This window comes from Bacillus sp. FDAARGOS_527 (genome assembly GCF_003812125.1).
GTDB classification, from domain to species: domain Bacteria; phylum Bacillota; class Bacilli; order Bacillales; family Bacillaceae_G; genus Bacillus_A; species Bacillus_A paranthracis.
In genome coordinates this window covers 2,165,418-2,183,415 of record NZ_CP033795.1, presented here as the reverse complement: position 1 = coordinate 2,183,415, position 17,998 = coordinate 2,165,418, and the positions used below count along the sequence as shown (strand labels likewise).

Here is a 17,998-nt window from a genome sequence, read left to right as displayed (position 1 = left end):
GGATCAAGCAATTATTGTTACATTTGGTGAAGAAATCGGGATGGATGTATACGAAAAAGTACAACGACTATTTCAAGCGTTGCAGCAACATCCGTTTGTAGGGATGGTTGAATGTGTTCCGTCGTTTACTTCATTAGCCGTTTACTACAATTTGTATGAAGTATGGAAGGGAAATGATAGAAAGATAAGACCATATGATTGCGTATGCCAATACATAGCTAGAATGTTAGATACGTATAAGGAAGAGCTGAAACGAGATGTGAAACATATTTCTATACCCGTTTATTACGGGGGAGAATATGGACCTGATTTAGAAGAGGTGGCACATTATCACGGTTTACAAGTAGAAGATGTCATTCGCATACATAGTGAAACAACGTATTTTGTATATATGTTAGGCTTTACACCAGGGTTCCCATATTTAGGAGGACTATCAAAAGAACTAGAAACACCTAGAAAAGAAATACCGCGGTTACAAATCTCTCCTGGTTCGGTAGGAATCGGCGGAAATCAAACAGGTATTTATCCGCTTGAAACACCGGGTGGATGGAATATTATTGGCCGAACACCAATCTCCTTATTTAATCCGGAAGAAGAAACACCAACCTTTATTCAAAGCGGGATGTATTTACGATTTATCCCAATAACGAAGGAAGAGTACGTATCACTTGAGGGGGCTAAAGAATGGATGTAGAGGTTTTGCATGCAGGGATGTTTACAACAGTCCAAGATTTAGGACGATCTCATTATCAACAATACGGTGTGCCAGTTGGCGGGGCGATGGATCAAAGTGCACTTCGGATGATCAATATGTTAGTTGGTAATGAAGAGAATGAGGCGGCACTCGAAATGACGATTATGGGACCGAAATTGTTAATAAAGAAAACGACGTTACTTGCGATTGGCGGTGCAGATATGGAACCGTTACTAAATGGGGAGCGTATACCATTATGGCGTCCCATTTTAGCGGAAGAAGGTAGTATGCTTTGCTTTGGAAAAGTGAAAAGTGGTTGCAGAACGTATGTGACTTTTGCAGGTGGTATCCATATTGATCGTACGATGGGAAGCAAAAGTACTTACATACGTGCTGCGATTGGAGGTATAGAAGGAAGAATGTTGAAAAAGGGTGACTACTTCCAAATTGGTGTACAACCAGAAATGGCGAATCGTTTCGTTCAAGACTTACAAAAAGATGAGAGAATAAAAACGAAATGGGCAATTAGCAACAGCGTACTACCAAAGTATAAGAAACATCCTAAGCTTCGTGTCATAGTTGACTTTGAATATAATCAATTTACAGAAGAAAGTAGAAAGGCATTTTTTACGAAAGAGTATAAGGTATCTAATTATGCTGACCGTATGGGCTATAGGGTTGAGGGAGAAGTATTAAATAGGATGGAAGAAAAAGAGATTTTATCGAGTCCTGTTACATTTGGAACCATTCAAGTTCCTAATGGTGGACAGCCGATTATATTAATGGCAGATAGGCAAACGACAGGTGGCTATCCGAGAATGGGAAATATCATTTCAGTAGATTTACCTCTTCTTGCCCAGCTAAAGCCGGGGGACTATGTTTCTTTTGAGAAAATTTCGCTTGAAGAAGCGGAACAATTGTACATAGAACAAGAAGTAAATATGAATCTATTAAAGAAATTCATTGCTTTACGAAGCTGAAATTAGGAGGGAAACAGTGTGACTACAATTGATTTAAATTGTGATTTAGGAGAAAGTTTTGGCGCTTATAAAATGGGGAATGATGATGAAATTCTCCCGTTCGTTTCCTCAATAAACGTTGCTTGCGGTTTTCATGCAGGTGATCCGTCCGTTATGCGTCAAACAGTTGAAAAGGCAATGCAACATAACGTTGCGATAGGGGCACACCCCGGATTTCCAGATTTAATTGGATTTGGTAGAAGGAATATGAACGTTCCAGCAAGTGAAGTATACGATTATGTTCTATATCAAATTGGTGCATTAGACGGTTTTGTAAAAGCAGCTGGCGGGAAGATGCATCATGTGAAACCCCACGGTGCTCTATATAATATGGCGGCAACTAATCCGGAAATTGCAGATGCAATTGCAAAGGCAATATATCATATAAATCCAAGTCTATTACTTTACGGATTAGCAAATAGCGAGGCGTTTATACAGGCTGCAGAAAAATACAATATAACTCTCATACAAGAAGCTTTCGCAGATCGTACGTATAAGCAAGATGGAACATTAACGAGTCGTACGGAAGAAAATGCGCTTATAAAAAATGAAGAAGAAGCGATAAAGCAAGTGCTTCAAATGGTGAAAGAAGGCTATGTAAATTCGGTGAATGGAGAGAAGGTAGCAGTTCAAGCGCAAACGATTTGTTTACACGGTGATGGAGAAAAAGCAGTACAATTTGCGAAAAGAATATACAGAACATTCGAACATAATGGTATTTCTATTTGTGCACCGAAATAAAAAAATGTGGGGAAGTGTTGGAATTGGTGAAATTAATCGGGATATTACTAGTTGCAGTGGGCTTTTTATTTAGATTAAATACACTTTTAGTCGTTATGGTTGCAGGTATTGTTACTGGTATGGTTTCAGGATTAAGTTTTTATGATGTGATTAGCATGTTCGGTAAATTTTTCATAGAAAATAGATATATGTCTATGCCTATCATATTAACTTTACCGGTAATCGGAATTTTAGAGCGTTACGGTTTGAAAGAAAGAGCAGAAGCACTTATAACGAAATCAAAAGGTGCAACAACTGGAAGAGTATTAATATCATATTTTACGATAAGAGAATCATCAGCAGCACTAGGGCTTAATATTGGTGGTCATGCACAAACGGTAAGACCACTCGTTGCACCGATGGCAGAAGGGGCTGCGCAAGGTAAATACGGTAAGCTCCCTGAAAAATTAAGAGAAAAGATTAAAGCAAATGCAGCGGCTGCGGAAAATACAGCTTGGTTTTTCGGAGAAGATATTTTTATCGCAACTGGTGCGATTCTATTAATGAAAGGGTTCTTCGATTCAGTAGGTATGCATGTCGGAGTATGGGATATGGCGCTTTGGGGTATCCCAACTGCAATATCTGCACTTATCGTAAGCTGGATTAGATTTAGAAGGTTTGATAAATATATAGCAAAAACGATGACATCAAAAGAAAAAGAAGAGAAGGAGGCGATATAAAATGAACATCATCACAATGGATACAATCTACTATGTATTAGGTATAATCGTTGCCTTTATCGCCGTTCGTATCGCATTCGATCGTGAACATCCAAATCGATTTGGTTCTAGTCTATTTTGGGCATTGTTTGCCGTTACATTTTTATTCGGAAATGTGATTCCTTCGTTTTACGTTGGCTGTATCGTACTCGCTATGGTTGTGTTAGCGTCAATGAATAAAGTAACAAAATCTCAGGAGAAAGAAGCACCAGTACAAGAACGTGTGAAACATGCGGAGAAATTAAAAAATAAAATTTTTATGCCTGCACTTTTAATACCTATTTTTACAATTATCGGTACGTTAACGTTAGGAAAAATCAAATGGGGAAATGTTTCTCTTGTTGATCCGGATAAAGTAACGCTAGTAGCATTAGCATTAGGAGCATTACTTGCATTCGTTGCGGCAATGCGTATTACAAAATCGAAAATAACAACGCCTGTACAAGAAGGAAGCAGACTATTACAAGCTGTCGGCTGGGCTGTTATTTTACCACAAATGTTAGCGGCACTTGGCGGTATTTTCGCAAAATCTGGCGTTGGACAAGTCGTTTCTGATTTAGTCGGACAAGTGTTACCGACAGAGTATCCGTTCGTTGCTGTTATGGCGTACTGTTTAGGAATGATGCTTTTCACAGTTGTAATGGGAAATGCTTTCGCAGCGTTTGCCGTTATTACTGGCGGAATTGGTTTACCTTTAATTGTACAAATGCACGGCGGGAATCCAGCGATTATGGCAGCGCTTGGTATGTTTGCGGGATATTGCGGAACGCTACTTACGCCAATGGCAGCAAACTTTAATATCGTTCCGGCAATGCTTTTAGAACTAAAAGATAAAAATGCCGTTATTAAAGCGCAGGTACCAATTGCTCTTTCCATTTTCATTATTAATATGTTTATCATGTACGGCCTAGTATATCGTTTCTAATTAGGAGGAGAAAACTATGAAAACAGTATTATTAACAGGATTTGATCCGTTCGGTGGAGAAAGTATCAATCCAGCTTGGGAAGTCGCAAAAAGTTTGCATGAAAAAACAATCGGAGAATACAAGATTATTAGTAAACAAGTACCCACTGTATTTCATAAATCAATCAGTGTATTAAAAGAGTATATAGAAGAACTAGCACCGGAATTCATTATATGCATTGGACAAGCTGGAGGTAGACCAGATATTACGATAGAGCGTGTCGCAATTAATATTGATGATGCAAGAATTGCTGACAATGAAGGAAACCAGCCGGTAGATGTACCAGTCGTAGAAGAAGGACCAGCTGCTTATTGGTCTACACTTCCGATGAAAGCAATTGTAAAAAAACTTCAAGAAGAAGGTATACCGGCTTCCGTTTCACAAACAGCAGGTACGTTCGTTTGTAATCATTTATTCTATGGTCTCATGCATGAACTAGAAAAACATGATACAAAAATGAAAGGCGGATTTATTCATATTCCGTTTTTACCAGAGCAAGCGAGTAATTATCCAGGGCAACCGAGTATGTCACTTTCTACTATTCGTAAAGGGATAGAGTTGGCAGTTGAAGTAACGACGACCGTTGAGGTGGATATTGTAGAGGTTGGTGGCACGACGCATTAAGTAGAATGAATTGTACGACACCTCCTGTAAACAACTGGTATAATATAGTATAGGAAAATACATAGAGGTGATTGTTGTGCAACAATTTGAAGAAGTACGTTCAATTTTAGAAAAAGCGAAGAAAATGACAGTATTAACAGGTGCAGGAGCAAGTACGGAAAGTGGTATCCCAGATTTTCGTTCAGCAAATGGATTGTATGCTGATGCGAATGTGGAAATGTACTTATCAAGAGGGTACTATAACCGAAGTCCGAAAGAATTTTGGAAGCATTATAAAGAAATATTTCAAATCAATACGTTTCATCAATATAAGCCAAATCGTGGACATCGCTTTTTAGCAGAACTAGAAGAACAAGGGAAAGATATTACGATTTTAACGCAAAATATTGATGGTTTACATCAATTAGGTGGTAGTAAACATGTTATTGATTTACACGGCACACTGCAAACAGCACATTGTCCGAAGTGTAAAACGGGATATGATTTGCAGTATATGATTGATCATGAGGTGCCGCGCTGTCAGAAGTGTAATTTCATTTTAAATCCAGACGTTGTGTTATACGGAGATACATTGCCACAATATCAAAACGCGATAAAACGTTTATATGAAACAGATGTACTTCTCGTAATGGGGACGTCACTCAAAGTACAGCCTGTCGCTTCATTCCCGCAAATTGCAAAGAGGGAAGTAGGAGCAACAACGATTTTAGTAAATGAAGAGTTAACAGGACAGGAATATAACTTTGATTATGTTTTTCAAAATAAGATTGGTGAATTTGTTGACGGATTGTCTTCAAGGAAATAAGTTATCGAAAAAACTGAGGTATCCGCCTCAGTTTTTTATTTGAGTAATCGTTATACTAAGCAGCGTGAAAACATGTCGATAATGTAGTAACAACATCTCTATAATTAATAAAAAAGTGTTTCGTAGGTAAAATAGCAGAGTAAGAAGTAGTATTATTTTTAACGAATACACAATCGTCATAAAGTAAGCTAATATGTAGCTGTTGTAAAGGTTTTATTTGGTGTTGTTTTATATATAAAACTAAGTCTTCGTAAAGTTGTCTACTAAAATCACTTACAGACCATTCTAATGAAAGCTGACCTGCTATGCTAGTCCACCATACTTTAAAACTACATATTAATTCTTTGAATAATTCTTTATTACATAAATGATTATCAAAAAGATTCTCATAAAAGATATGGTTTTCATCATAAAAAATTTGCGAATCATACTTGTCATTAGCCATTTGTTTGCGAAGTGAATGCCATAATTCTTTGAAATTTGCTTCAAAGTTAGTAGAAAAATTGAATTGTCTTGCTATGTAAGGAAATTTTAAATTTTCCTTTTTCTCTTTTTGGTTGAGATAAATATTTTGAATATAAATCATAAAGTTTAAACAATGGGGCGCATTAGTATGTATTGTAAATGAATCTGTCATTTTCGTTCTCTCCTTAAGTAATGTCTTTTATGAATTTATTTCTTTAGTATGCAAATAAATGTAAACTAATGGTATAAAAATAAATTTGTACCATTTTTCTTTTAGAATAATATTCATGTTATTGTGCATTAAGGGAATGGTAATAAATAGGATATAAAATTAAAAAACTGAAAATTAAATCTTTTATTTCTTTTATAATTAATATAAAATTCTATATATATCATATAAATAAATTTGATACATAATGGTTCCATGTAGAAATGTTAATAGAATGAAGCGAGGGAGCGAAATGAGACAGAAAAAGGAGCAGAAGAAACAATCGAAAAAGAAAAAGACTCATATTCCTTTTCGGTTAAATGTACTATTTTTTATCGTCTTTCTTTTATTTTCAGCTATTATAATTCAATTAGGTAAAGTACAAATCATTGATGGAGAAACGTATAGAAATGAAGTGAACAAAAAGGAAGATGTAACGGTAAGTACACCTGTTCCTAGAGGGAAAATGTTTGATCGACAAGGTCAGGTGATTGTAAATAACAAACCACTACGAACCGTTACATATACGAAAATGAAAGGAGTAGATTCGAAAGAAGTTTTACAAGTAGCAAGACAGTTAGCCCAGTTAATTGAAATGTCGCCAGAGGATATAGACAAGTTAACAGAAACAGATAAAAAGGATTTTTGGATGCAGTTAAATGAAAAGCGGGCAGCAGAAAAAGTAACGAAAGAAGATGAGAGTAAATTTAGGAAGCAGGAGATAGAAGGAAAAGAATTAGATAAAAAAGTGGAAGAGTTACGTAGGGAAAGAATTACACAAGAAGAATTAAGCGAACTTTCAAAAGAAGACCTAGAAGTACTAGCTATTAAAAGCAAAATGAATGCGGGATATAAAATGACGCCGCAAATCGTTAAAAAAGATGTAAGTCAAAATGAATATGCAGTCGTAAGTGAAAGATTGGCAAGCTTGCCCGGAGTAGATACGACAGTAGACTGGGAACGTGAATACCCAAATGATAAAATACTTCGTTCTATTCTTGGTAGCGTTTCTACTGAAAATGAAGGATTGCCAAGGGAACAATTAGATTATTATTTAGTGCGTGATTATAACCGAAATGACCGCATTGGTAAGAGTTACATCGAAAAGCAATATGAAGACGCATTACATGGAACGAAAGAGCAATCTAGAAGCATTACAGATAAAGCAGGAAATATAATCCGGACAGAAAAAGTGACCGAAGGAAAAAGTGGAAATAATTTAATGTTAACAGTAGATATGGAGTTACAGAAAAAAGTAGAGGAAAGTCTTGAAAAGAATTTACGAGCATTTCATTCTGCAGAGCCGATGATGGATCGTGCATTCGTTGTAATGATGAATCCGAAAAACGGTCAAATTTTATCGATGGCAGGAAAGAAAATTGTAAATAAAGATGGCGGGATGCAAATAGAGGACTATGCTTTAGGGACGATGACAAGTTCTTATGAGTTAGGGTCAACTGTGAAAGGGGCTACATTATTAGCCGGCTATCAAACTGACACAATTAAGCCGTATACACATTTCTTTGATGCACCTATGTATTTTAAAGGAAGCTCTAAGCCGAAGAAATCGTGGAAAGACTTTGGTGATATTGATGATTTAAGAGCTTTACAAGTTTCATCAAACGTATATATGTTTAATACAGCATTAAAGATGGCAGGTATAAATTATGTGCCAAACAATCCATTAGATATTAAACAAGAGACATTTAATAAAATGCGCTACTATTTTAGACAATTTGGTTTAGGTGTACCGACTGGTATTGACTTGCCGAATGAATCGATTGGTCAAATGGGTAGAACGGATAACGTACCTGGTTTTTTACTTGATTATGCGATTGGACAGTACGATACATATACGCCGCTTCAACTTGCTCAATATATTTCAACCATTGCAAACGGTGGTTACAGAATGAAACCGCAAATTGTGCAAGAAGTGAGAGAACAACCACATAGACCAGAGGATGTTGGAAAAGTTATTCGATCTATTGAACCAGTTATTTTAAATCGAGTGGATATGAACACTTCATACATTAATCATGTAAAAGAAGGATTTAGAAGGGTTTTTCAAGAGAATGACGGAACAGGTACTGCAACGTTTAAAGGATTACCGTATAAACCAGCTGGAAAAACAGGGACAGCTGAAACTGTGTATGGTGGAGAAAGTGAAATTGGAAGAGATGAAAACAATAATCGAAAAAAATGTTATAATTTAACTCTTGCCGGTTATGCGCCGTATGATGCTGATCCGGAAGTAGCTTTTTCAGTTGTTGTACCATGGGTAAATGATGACAAATCAGGAATTAATTCCGCGATTGGTAAAGAGATTTTGGATGCGTATTTTGAATTGAAAGCGAAAAGAGCAGGTGGAAATCCAGTCCCAGTAGAGCAGCCGAACAAGGCCCAGTAAAAATAATATCACTGCATTGAGACATATGGTGCAGTGATATATTTTTTGATTTAAAAAGCGTTTGAATAAGGTGGGAATGGATATGAAACAGGAGATTAAAAGAGGTTGGGGGAAATACATACTCTTCGTGTTTGTTTTGGTAATAGCCTATCATTCTTTTACTTTATGTAAAGTGGAAGGGAAATCGATGCAACCGACTTTATATGAAGAAGACTACGTATTTGTAAATAAAGCAGCCGTACACTTTTCTGATTTAGAGCATGGAGAAATTGTCATTATAAAGGAAGAGGATGAGTCAAAATATTATGTAAAACGAGTAATAGGGCTTCCTGGTGACGTAATTAACATAACGAATGGATCTGTATATGTGAATGATAAAAAACAAGAAGAACCGTATACAAATAAAGATTTATTCAATAATACGCAAGTGTTTTATAACTTTCAAAAGACAAAAATCCCACCAAATAAATTATTTGTAATGGGAGATAATCGTGAACTTAGTAGAGATAGTCGAAACGGTTTAGGATATATTGAAGAAGATAATCTAATAGGCAAAGTGGAATTTGTATATTATCCTTTTTCAAAAATGAAGATCATAGAATAAGTGGGGGTTTCTCTATCCCCACTTATTAACGTTTCACTTTATCTTCTTTAAAAAACCTTTTGGGTTAAATGATATGAAAAACTTATGCTTAGATTCATCGATTATGAAATTGTTGTTTGTAGCTAAAAACTCTTCAACAGCTTCCATTGGGCCAGGTCCCCAATCAGGAGAAACAGGATTTCCATTAATAGATGTATCTTCTACTATAATATAACTGCCTTTAGTAACGATAGATTTATAAAGCAACAATTCTTTTGCTACATGCTCTTTACTATGATCTGAATCTAAAATAACTAAAATCACATCATCAGGTTTGCGCATACTTAATATTGTTTGCACAGCGGTTACTGAAACAGAAGAAGCTGTTAAATACGTAATACGATCATGGGATGGACGATTTGGTTGTGGAAATATATCAATAGTAAGAACATGACCTTTTCCAATTAAATCTAAAATGGAAGCTAAATACAGTGCGCTACCACCATAACAAGTGCCACATTCAATAATTAAATCGGGTTTTAATTCGTAAATCATTTCTTGATACAAAAAAAGATCAGAAGGAAGTTTGAGAATGGGGACTCCAAGCCAATGTGTATCATATAACCAGACGCGACTATCGTAAAATTGTTTTAAAAATTCGCTGCTTATGTTATCGATTTTGAACACTCCTTTCTGGAAACGAAAGTTGTACAATATATTATGTGAGATATGATTGTAAGGAGAATGTTTTTGAATAAAAATGAGCAAAATACCTCATTAAAAAAACAGTTGTTTGTATAATAAGAATTTTTTTATGCAGCAAGTCTAATCAAAATGCTGTTTAAATTTTTAGATGAGGGGAAAAAGAAAGGAAAGAAACGTATGTATAAGTACACAATTTGTTTCATTAGAAAAGGAAATAAAATACTCTTATTGAATAGAAATAAAAAGCCAAATATGGGAATGTGGAATGGTGTTGGTGGAAAAATTGAAGATAATGAAACGCCATATGAAGGAATAATTAGAGAAACGCTTGAAGAAACAGGCATAGATCTTCCAAGTGTAACGTATAAAGGGAATGTCGTTTTTAAAAGTAAGGACGAGTCTCAGGGGCGTGAAGGAATGTATGTATTCCTTGCTGATCTGCCAGATGGGGTACATATGGACACGCCAGTAAGTATGGCGGAAGGATTATTAGAATGGAAAGAAATTGATTGGATATTAAATAAGGATAATAGAGGTGTAGTGAGCAATTTACCAAAATACTTACCAATAGTATTAACAGAAGAAAATAAGTTAGAGCATATATTCACGTACGATAACGGGAATATTATTACTTACACAACTTCATATTTGACAGATGATAATGCGAACACACGATATGTAAAAAAAAATCTTTCATACTCAAGTTAATAAAATCTTTCAAAGAGCAATTAGCATTTGTATGTTGATTGCTCTCATTATATATAAGGGGGAAAGATATGTTTCAGAAATACAATTCATTGGCCATAATCGTTATATGTACGATGTTCCTCTTGGTAGCTTGTTCTAAAAGTGATAAAGAACTTAAAAACATTCAACAAGCGGACTATCTAGTATCCTATTCAAATGCAATGAAAGATGGTGGTTACATATATGCATATGATAAGAAAGGAAATACGATTAGTAAAATGGAAGTAGATGGTCAAAGTATGATGAGCAATGCAAAAGATGAAAAGGGATACTACTTTTCATCAAATAGAAATAACAATCATTATGCAATAAATAAGACAGGCAAGGTACAAGGGATCAATAGACCTAAAGAATTACAAGATGTAAACGCAGGGGCATATTTCATCCATGCAGAACAAGGATATGTATATTATGATGTGAATATTGGATTGGTAGACGAAAAGAAGGGATATACAAGTGAACTTGTATATTGGAAAGATAGTGACAAAAGGCAAGAGAGTGTAGAACTAAAGGGAACGATTCAAGGTGCACATATTATTGAGAATCATATATACGCATTTTCACAAACGCTAGACAAAGTATATATTTCAGAAATAGATTTGGTCACAAATAAAAAAACAAACGAATTTGAAATTCCTAATGAAAATGTGTATTTTGCACCAACTGCTCAAAAAATAATTTTTCAAAAGTATAAAGATAAATTATTGTTCGTACTAAGTGATAATGTAAATCAAAAGTTACCACCTAAATTAATTATGGTAAATACAAAGACTAGAGTAGTAGAAAAAGAAACAATATTAGACGAAAAGCAATTCATACCTGTTCTAGTGCAGGTGATTGAAGATAAGGTGTATATTTTAAATAATGATGAAAAAGTGAAAGAGCTAGATGAGAACTTGAACATCATACGTACATATTCATTACAAAGTGACAAAAATACAAAAATCACTAGAGAGGACAAAGGGATTTCGGATATACAAGTACATGGTAATAAGTTATACATCTTATACAAAGATATGAATCCAAAGAGTAAAACGAAACAATTGGTAGCTGAGATTGAAGGATATGATTTGTTAACAGGAGGAAGTATTGAAAAGACTACTTTACAATTAGAGAGGAAATGGGATGATATTACCTTTCTTGTATTAAAAGAGTAAAAAAATGATTTGAAGGGAGTGACTCAAATTATGACATTCAAAAACGAGGAAGAACTAAATAAAGCTTTCGAGGCGGCCAAAGCGAGTCTAGAAATAGAAGGCATGACTGTTACAAAGGAAATGGAAAAAATTATAAAAGAAAAGGTATCCGGAAAGATAACGCACGAGCAACTTATTACATTAGCTGATGTGATTGCAAGACGTGGACGTACTTAACAATCTAGAAACCACCACAAAATTTTTAAAAATAAACGGGGAAAAAGAGATGGTAGATCCATCTCTTTTTCATATGCTCCATGATTAACTGCGAATCGCCTTAATCAGAAAACGATGTTGCGTCACATCAAAATATCCTTTTTGTAAGATGACTTTATGTATACGATATAATTCCTCATAATACCTTTCGACAGTAAAATTAGGGATTTGCCACGGAATTGCTTTTAAATAATAGACAATAGCACCAATGTCGTAAAAGCGTTGGAAAGGAAACTCTTCTTTTGCTTCTAAAATAGTAAATCCATTTTCCTTTAACTCACTACATGCTGTTTCAAGAGACCAACTTGCAAATTCGTTATTTAGCGGTGCGTTAAACTGCTCATTTAGTTCCGCACAATCGAGACCACCAACTTGTTGTGTAAGAAATATTCCATTAGGAGAAAGTATTCTATTTACCTCAGAAGCAGAATAGGATTCATGTTGATTCATAATGAAATCAAATTGTTCATCTTGAAATGGTAAAGCAGTATCATCAATTACTGCCACAACTGTAACCCCTAAAGGTTCTAATTTCTTCCGAGCAATTGGCAAGTTTGGTGCATAACCCTCAGTCGCATAAATAGTTGGTGGGAACGGTTGTAACATAGATAAAAACTCTCCGCCGCCAGTCCCCATATCGAGCATTGATTCTGCATGCTGCATAAGCTGGAAAGCTGTACTGCCATATGACCACGATAAAGGCTCGCTCTTCATTCGACCCGTTTCTGAAATAAAAGAAAAATCCCAACCGCTAAAATTTGTATTAGCACTTTCTAATAAAGTTAAAAATAATGGATCACGTTTCATAATTGTATCCTCCTATTTTGTAAGTAAATGATATGGTGAGAAAAGAAAAAAGGAGGACCTCTTATGAAAGGGGAACGGTTTTACGTTTCGTGTTCGAATAGATTCATATACATTCGCTCCTTGTAAGAATGGTTATTTATATATTCGGGATAAGTAAGTGAAAGTCCTTTGAATTTGTGAGGGAAGGTTATGCTCTTCAATAATTGGGCCATTAAATGAAATAGTGCAATACGTATTGATTACATGAATTTTAACGTTTTTGAATTTTCTTGAATTATCCTCTTGAACCTCTAGTTACTTTAGGTTTTATAATGAATTTATATTTTTAATAGGGGGATTTACATGAATACGGATAAAAAGTTTTCTATTGGAGAATTCTCGAAAAAAACGGGCATACCAATTCCTACTTTGCATTACTATGATGAAATTGGATTGTTACAACCAGAAAAGAATCCTTCTTCAGGGCACCGCATTTATAAATATCAAGATATTATAACCTTACAAAAAATTATAAGTTTAAAATTTCTAGGCTATAGTCTAGATAAAGTCGCTAATTTGTTACATGAATCAAGCTTTAGCGTTGATCTGAATGAAAGCTTGTCTCTCCATTTGCAAGTGTTAGAAAGAGAACAAGAACAAATTGAGCAATCAATGCAAGTAATTAAAAGAGTAATGAAGTTAGTCGAAGAGGAAGAAGAGGTAGATAGTACTGTATTATTTAGTCTTATTTACGGTATGAATACTGAACATACACACAAAGAATGGACGGAACGCCATAAGTTAACGGATATCGTGGAAGAAATATCAAAGAAATCAGAAGAAGATAAAATTGCTTTGGATAAAACGTTCATTCAATTGTCTAAAAAGGTTAAGCAATTAAATGGTAAACCAGTCGAGGATTCGAAAGTACAAGAGATGATTAAGGAATATATTGAAGAGTCTTTTTCATTTCTTAATGAGGATCTGATACAAAAGTTAGCTAATACTAGTGTGGAAGAACTGGATATGCAAGAACTTGAAAATATGATACCTTCGCCTTTCGCAGAAGATGAACAAAAATGGCTTAATGAAGCGATGGAATATTATATGAAGCAAGTAGAAATGGAATAGGGATAGATTTTATGAGCAATGGTAGGTGGTTTAGCTTTATCGAAATAATACTATAGACCTTTCATTGAAGAAATGGAATGTTGGAAAAATACGTTTGTTATTGCTGTATTTAAAAGAAAGAAATGCGTATGCTTTATTTTTGAAGCATACGCGTTTTTGTTTAAAATACTCAAAAACAAAAATCTTTTGGTAAAGTACCATTTTTAATCACCGTTCGTAACCCATGTTTTATAATCCAAGGATTAACTGGATGCTGTTTATCACGTAATTGCTGCAACCATTGAAAAACGAGTTCTTTATCTTCTTTCGTAATATCGTTAATATGATTGGCTACAGATTTTTGAACATATTTAGAAGGGTCATTCATTAAAGGCTCAAGAAGCTGTAAATTGTACTTAAAGTCACTTTTCAGAGCTCCTATTTTTTTAGCCCAAGGAAGTCTTGGTCTTGTACCTTCGGAAACTAATCTTCTAATGTGGCTGTTTTCGTCATGAATCCACTGTTGTAATATGTTTAGTGTGTTTTCATGGTATGTTTCAAGAAAAGGCCGAATGGCATATTCAGCAGTATTCCTTTTCGTTATTTCATACATGGCGTTGAATGAGGTTTCAAATTCGTTAAGTCCATATTTTTCAACGTATTTTGCAATAGGCATGTACATATATCCGTTTGTAAATGTGCCTACTTCTGTTGTATTTTCTGGTCCTAATGTTTTCAGTAATGTATGTATTGCTTCATTAAAATCTTTTTGTAAAGCATTGTGTAATTCATCTGCAATTACTTCAATACGCTGCTTTAGCTCTAAATTTTCAACGTTACATGTTACGGAAGATACAAAGTTTCTTTTAGAGAAAGTAGGATCATGTTTACAAATAGAATCAGCCATTTTTTCTGCTAATTCTTCGTTAAATAAAAATTTTAATGGAACATATTTACCCATTTTTTCACCTCAGTGGTCAGTTGAAAACAAGTTTTATTTTTTAATCGACAATCCATAAACTAAAGTCTCACTCGGAGTCGTAATACTAAAACCTGTCGTCTTATAATCAAGCTTCACTGTATCACCAGTGTAGTCTTTCGTAAATGAATCCATTTGCAAGATAAGGTCTGCATCTTCATATACAACATCATTTGCAACATATGTATCCCAAATTAAATCGACATCAACGAAAATACTACAAGAGTTTGTCATTGTCCCTCTAATGCGAATGATCTTTTTGTCTTCACGTTCTAATCTATGTATAGCTGCTTTTGCTTCATCAGTAATGCGAATGTTCATGGTATCCCAACCTTTATTTATATTTTCTTTATTATTGCAAAAACAGAAGAAATAGGGAAGTAAAGAGGTTTGTAATAAAAAACGAGCAAACAAATTTGTTTGCTCGTCTCCCTTTATTTCAGTTCACATTTATCAAGTGGAATCACTTTTGTTTTCTTCGTAAATTTATATCCTAACCATAGTACTAAGAAGAGTGGTAAACCGATGTAAGAAACGAGTACACCGTTCCAATCGATTGATTCACCCATAAATGCGCCGTAGTTTTGTCCTAAAATTACGATGATACAAAGTGTAAATGCGAAAATTGGTCCGAACGGGAACCATTTTGCTCTATATGGTAAGTCATTTAAATCTTTTCCTTGTGCAATATATGCTTTACGGAAACGGTAATGACTAATTGCAATTCCAACCCAAGCGATAAAGCCAGACATTCCTGATGCATTTAATAACCAAATGTATACAACGCCGTCACCGAATAGAGAAGCAATGAAAGCGATACTACCGACAATTGATGTTACGATTAATGCGTTAACAGGTACACCGCGGCTATCTAATTTTCCTAAGAATTTTGGTGCTTTTCCTTGGCGAGCTAAATCCCAAAGCATACGAGTTGAAGCATACATACCAGAGTTACCAGCAGACAGTACTGCCGTTAAAATAACAGCGTTCATAACAGAAGCAGCGAAGGCAACGCCCGCTTTTTCAAAAATAAGTGTAAATGGACTTACTGTTACATCACTTGCTGCAAGGCTTTCAGTTGTATAAGGAATTAATAAACCGATAACGAGAATGGCAAGGATATAGAATAAAAGAATACGCCAGAAAATTGAACGAATTGCTTTCGGAATATTGCGTTCTGGATCAGAAGTTTCACCAGCAGCTACTCCAAGTAATTCAGTTCCTTGGAAGGAGAAACCAGCTGCCATAAATACTCCGATAATTGCCATTATACCACCGTTAAATGGTGCATCTGCAACAGTGAAGTTTTTGAAGCCAACAGTTTCGCCGCCCATAATTCCGAAAATCATCATGAAACCGACAATTAAAAAGATAATAATGGTAACTACTTTAATAAGTGCGAACCAATATTCAGATTCACCAAACCCTTTAACAGATAAGTAGTTTAAAAGGAAAATAATAGCTAAACATAATCCGCTCCAAATAAGAGAAGGGGTATCAGGGAACCAAAATTTCATAATTAATGTTACCGCCGCTAGTTCAGCAGCAATTGTAATGGCCCAGTTATACCAATAGTTCCAACCAAGTGCAAAGCCAAGTGATGGATCAACAAATTTTGTTGCGTACGTGCTAAAAGATCCAGTAACAGGCATGTAAGCTGCGAGTTCAGCTAAGCTTGTCATTAAAAAGTAAACCATAATTCCAATTGCGGCGTATGCAATTAATGCACCGCCAGGTCCAGCTGAATGGATGACACCACCGCTGGCAAGAAATAGTCCGGTACCAATTGTACCGCCGAGAGAAATCATCGTAAGGTGCCTTGATTTTAGACCGCGTCTTAATTCACCTTTTCCTTTTGTAGTTTCTGTTTGAGAGGTAGTTTGATTCGTTGCGCTATTCATGTTCAACACTCCTTTTCTTGTAAGATAGGAAGGAGCGGGGGAGAAAAATACAAAAAACCGCCAAAGGAATTTGGCGGAACGTTTCACAAATAACCACCCCATCATACCCTTCCGTTAAGATAGCACCCCACGTTTACACGGTAATTTTGTAAACGTGACAGTTCTGTTCCTTTCGGAGACAGCCCCAGCTCATATTTCCAGAGAAGAAATATAAACTTCGGCAACTTTTCCTTTCAAACGGAGTCGGTGACTTTCTCTGTGTCTCGTCCGTTTTACTCTTAAAAGTCGCAACCTCTACCTCATCGGATTGATGAGGATTTGATATATTGCTAAGATTTTTAATATATGGCAATTGTAATGAGTTTCTGAATATATTGCAAGATATTTTGTAGGAAAAAATCAAAAAATATCGGTTATTGTATAGGAAACGCTCGCAAAACTCCACCCGAACCTACTATTATGTAACAATAAGCAAAGAAAAAATTGTTATACAAATGTTTCGCAAAAAATATTGAAAAACCCTTCAAAAATTAAAAGAAAATTCAGAAAATATAATTCGACATTCATAATAAGGTCATATTTTTTGTTATAATTAGAGTAACGTTTAAGTAAAAAGGGGAAATCAAAATGAAATTAGAAACAGAAAGGCTTTATATAATGCCTTGTACAGAAGAGAGTATACACGTTGCTAACGAGCAAGGATATAATAGTGGTCCACATATTGTAGGACATGTAGAAAATGTAAAACAGGATAAGGATTTATTACCTTGGGGCGCCTGGTATGTCATTCGAAAAGAAGATGACATCGTTCTAGGTGATATAGGGTTTAAAGGGAAACCAAATGAGGAGCATACAGTAGAAATTGGTTACGGTTTTATTGAGAAATATTGGAATAAAGGGTATGCGACAGAAGCTGTACAAGAACTAATAGATTGGGCTTTTCAGACAGGAGAGGTAGAAACGATTATTGCAGAGACGCTCCTTGATAATTATGGTTCGATTCGTGTGTTAGAGAAGTTACATATGAAAAGAGTAGATTCGACAGAAACAATGATGAATTGGAAAATAGAAAAAAACCGCTCGAAGTAA

General features: G+C 35.2%; 20 protein-coding genes and 1 riboswitch. Of the genes, 14 read left to right on the top strand and 6 right to left on the bottom strand.

Annotation, left to right across the window (positions count from 1 at the left end; all coding sequences use genetic code 11):
- Positions 1-10: 10 nt before the first annotated feature.
- The 7 genes from pxpB (at position 11) to EGX95_RS13805 (ending at position 5,606) form a co-directional block, all read left to right on the top strand.
- Complete coding sequence (pxpB, locus tag EGX95_RS13835) at positions 11-694, top strand: 5-oxoprolinase subunit PxpB (protein WP_123805632.1); 684 nt, start codon at positions 11-13, stop codon at positions 692-694.
- Complete coding sequence (locus EGX95_RS13830; RefSeq protein WP_000382222.1) at positions 685-1,674, top strand: 5-oxoprolinase subunit C family protein; 990 nt, start codon at positions 685-687, stop codon at positions 1,672-1,674. The genes pxpB and EGX95_RS13830 overlap by 10 nt, the downstream gene beginning before the upstream one ends.
- A gap of 18 nt (positions 1,675-1,692) precedes the next feature.
- Positions 1,693-2,454, top strand: a complete 762-nt coding sequence (gene pxpA / locus EGX95_RS13825) for a 5-oxoprolinase subunit PxpA (RefSeq protein ID WP_000207332.1) — start codon at positions 1,693-1,695, stop codon at positions 2,452-2,454.
- Positions 2,455-2,477: 23 nt separating this feature from the next.
- The gene (locus tag EGX95_RS13820) at positions 2,478-3,173 is read left to right on the top strand and encodes a DUF969 domain-containing protein (RefSeq protein WP_000239799.1); all 696 of its coding nucleotides are present in this window, start codon (positions 2,478-2,480) and stop codon (positions 3,171-3,173) included.
- Between the two features lies 1 nt (position 3,174).
- Entirely contained in the window at positions 3,175-4,137 is a 963-nt protein-coding gene (locus EGX95_RS13815) for a DUF979 domain-containing protein (RefSeq protein ID WP_001021671.1), read from the top strand.
- Between the two features lie 16 nt (positions 4,138-4,153).
- Positions 4,154-4,801, top strand: a complete 648-nt coding sequence (pcp, locus tag EGX95_RS13810) for a pyroglutamyl-peptidase I (protein WP_000859733.1) — start codon at positions 4,154-4,156, stop codon at positions 4,799-4,801.
- 76 nt (positions 4,802-4,877) lie between these two features.
- Positions 4,878-5,606 carry an NAD-dependent protein deacylase gene (locus EGX95_RS13805; protein WP_001183815.1) on the top strand — a complete coding sequence of 243 codons (729 nt, stop codon included), beginning with the start codon at positions 4,878-4,880 and terminating at the stop codon, positions 5,604-5,606.
- A 55-nt stretch (positions 5,607-5,661) separates the two neighbouring features.
- Here EGX95_RS13805 and EGX95_RS13800 read toward each other — a convergent pair whose 3' ends face one another.
- Positions 5,662-6,243, bottom strand: coding sequence for a hypothetical protein (locus tag EGX95_RS13800; RefSeq protein ID WP_000132272.1), 582 nt, complete (start codon positions 6,241-6,243; stop codon positions 5,662-5,664).
- A 289-nt stretch (positions 6,244-6,532) separates the two neighbouring features.
- On the opposite strand from EGX95_RS13800, the gene EGX95_RS13795 reads away from it, so the two are divergent.
- Together EGX95_RS13795 and lepB are read left to right on the top strand one after the other, a co-directional pair.
- Complete coding sequence (locus EGX95_RS13795) at positions 6,533-8,686, top strand: peptidoglycan D,D-transpeptidase FtsI family protein (RefSeq protein ID WP_001249210.1); 2,154 nt, start codon at positions 6,533-6,535, stop codon at positions 8,684-8,686.
- Between the two features lie 82 nt (positions 8,687-8,768).
- Positions 8,769-9,290 (top strand): signal peptidase I, encoded by a 522-nt coding sequence (lepB, locus tag EGX95_RS13790; protein WP_000806878.1) that lies wholly within the window; start codon positions 8,769-8,771, stop codon positions 9,288-9,290.
- Between the two features lie 33 nt (positions 9,291-9,323).
- Here lepB and EGX95_RS13785 read toward each other — a convergent pair whose 3' ends face one another.
- Positions 9,324-9,956 carry a cephalosporin hydroxylase family protein gene (locus EGX95_RS13785; RefSeq protein ID WP_003161750.1) on the bottom strand — a complete coding sequence of 211 codons (633 nt, stop codon included), beginning with the start codon at positions 9,954-9,956 and terminating at the stop codon, positions 9,324-9,326.
- A gap of 195 nt (positions 9,957-10,151) precedes the next feature.
- On the opposite strand from EGX95_RS13785, the gene EGX95_RS13780 reads away from it, so the two are divergent.
- The 3 genes from EGX95_RS13780 to EGX95_RS13770 all read left to right on the top strand — a co-directional run bounded on the left by EGX95_RS13780 (position 10,152) and on the right by EGX95_RS13770 (position 12,094).
- Entirely contained in the window at positions 10,152-10,682 is a 531-nt protein-coding gene (locus EGX95_RS13780) for an NUDIX hydrolase (RefSeq protein WP_000280179.1), read from the top strand.
- Positions 10,683-10,750: 68 nt separating this feature from the next.
- On the top strand, positions 10,751-11,878 hold the full coding sequence (locus tag EGX95_RS13775) for a hypothetical protein (RefSeq protein WP_000487035.1): 1,128 nt from the start codon (positions 10,751-10,753) through the stop codon (positions 11,876-11,878).
- Between the two features lie 30 nt (positions 11,879-11,908).
- Positions 11,909-12,094: an antitoxin VbhA family protein gene (locus EGX95_RS13770; RefSeq protein ID WP_000143190.1), complete on the top strand. Its 186-nt coding sequence runs from the start codon at positions 11,909-11,911 to the stop codon at positions 12,092-12,094.
- An 84-nt stretch (positions 12,095-12,178) separates the two neighbouring features.
- Here the strand turns inward: EGX95_RS13770 and EGX95_RS13765 are convergent, their stop codons facing one another.
- Complete coding sequence (locus EGX95_RS13765) at positions 12,179-12,940, bottom strand: class I SAM-dependent methyltransferase (protein WP_000817585.1); 762 nt, start codon at positions 12,938-12,940, stop codon at positions 12,179-12,181.
- Positions 12,941-13,282: 342 nt separating this feature from the next.
- Between EGX95_RS13765 and EGX95_RS13760 the strand changes: the two genes are divergently transcribed.
- Positions 13,283-14,050 carry a MerR family transcriptional regulator gene (locus EGX95_RS13760; RefSeq protein ID WP_001090707.1) on the top strand — a complete coding sequence of 256 codons (768 nt, stop codon included), beginning with the start codon at positions 13,283-13,285 and terminating at the stop codon, positions 14,048-14,050.
- A 169-nt stretch (positions 14,051-14,219) separates the two neighbouring features.
- On the opposite strand, the gene EGX95_RS13755 is transcribed toward EGX95_RS13760, so the two are convergent.
- From EGX95_RS13755 to EGX95_RS13745, 3 genes are all read right to left on the bottom strand, one after another.
- Positions 14,220-14,990, bottom strand: a complete 771-nt coding sequence (locus EGX95_RS13755; protein WP_000521724.1) for a DNA alkylation repair protein — start codon at positions 14,988-14,990, stop codon at positions 14,220-14,222.
- Between the two features lie 33 nt (positions 14,991-15,023).
- Positions 15,024-15,329, bottom strand: a complete 306-nt coding sequence (locus EGX95_RS13750) for an iron-sulfur cluster biosynthesis family protein (RefSeq protein ID WP_001026185.1) — start codon at positions 15,327-15,329, stop codon at positions 15,024-15,026.
- 113 nt (positions 15,330-15,442) lie between these two features.
- Positions 15,443-16,909, bottom strand: coding sequence for an amino acid permease (locus EGX95_RS13745; protein WP_001083412.1), 1,467 nt, complete (start codon positions 16,907-16,909; stop codon positions 15,443-15,445).
- Between the two features lie 112 nt (positions 16,910-17,021).
- A riboswitch (Lysine riboswitch) is annotated at positions 17,022-17,214 on the bottom strand.
- A gap of 322 nt (positions 17,215-17,536) precedes the next feature.
- Here EGX95_RS13745 and EGX95_RS13740 point away from each other — a divergent pair.
- Positions 17,537-17,998 (top strand): GNAT family N-acetyltransferase, encoded by a 462-nt coding sequence (locus EGX95_RS13740; RefSeq protein ID WP_000764590.1) that lies wholly within the window; start codon positions 17,537-17,539, stop codon positions 17,996-17,998.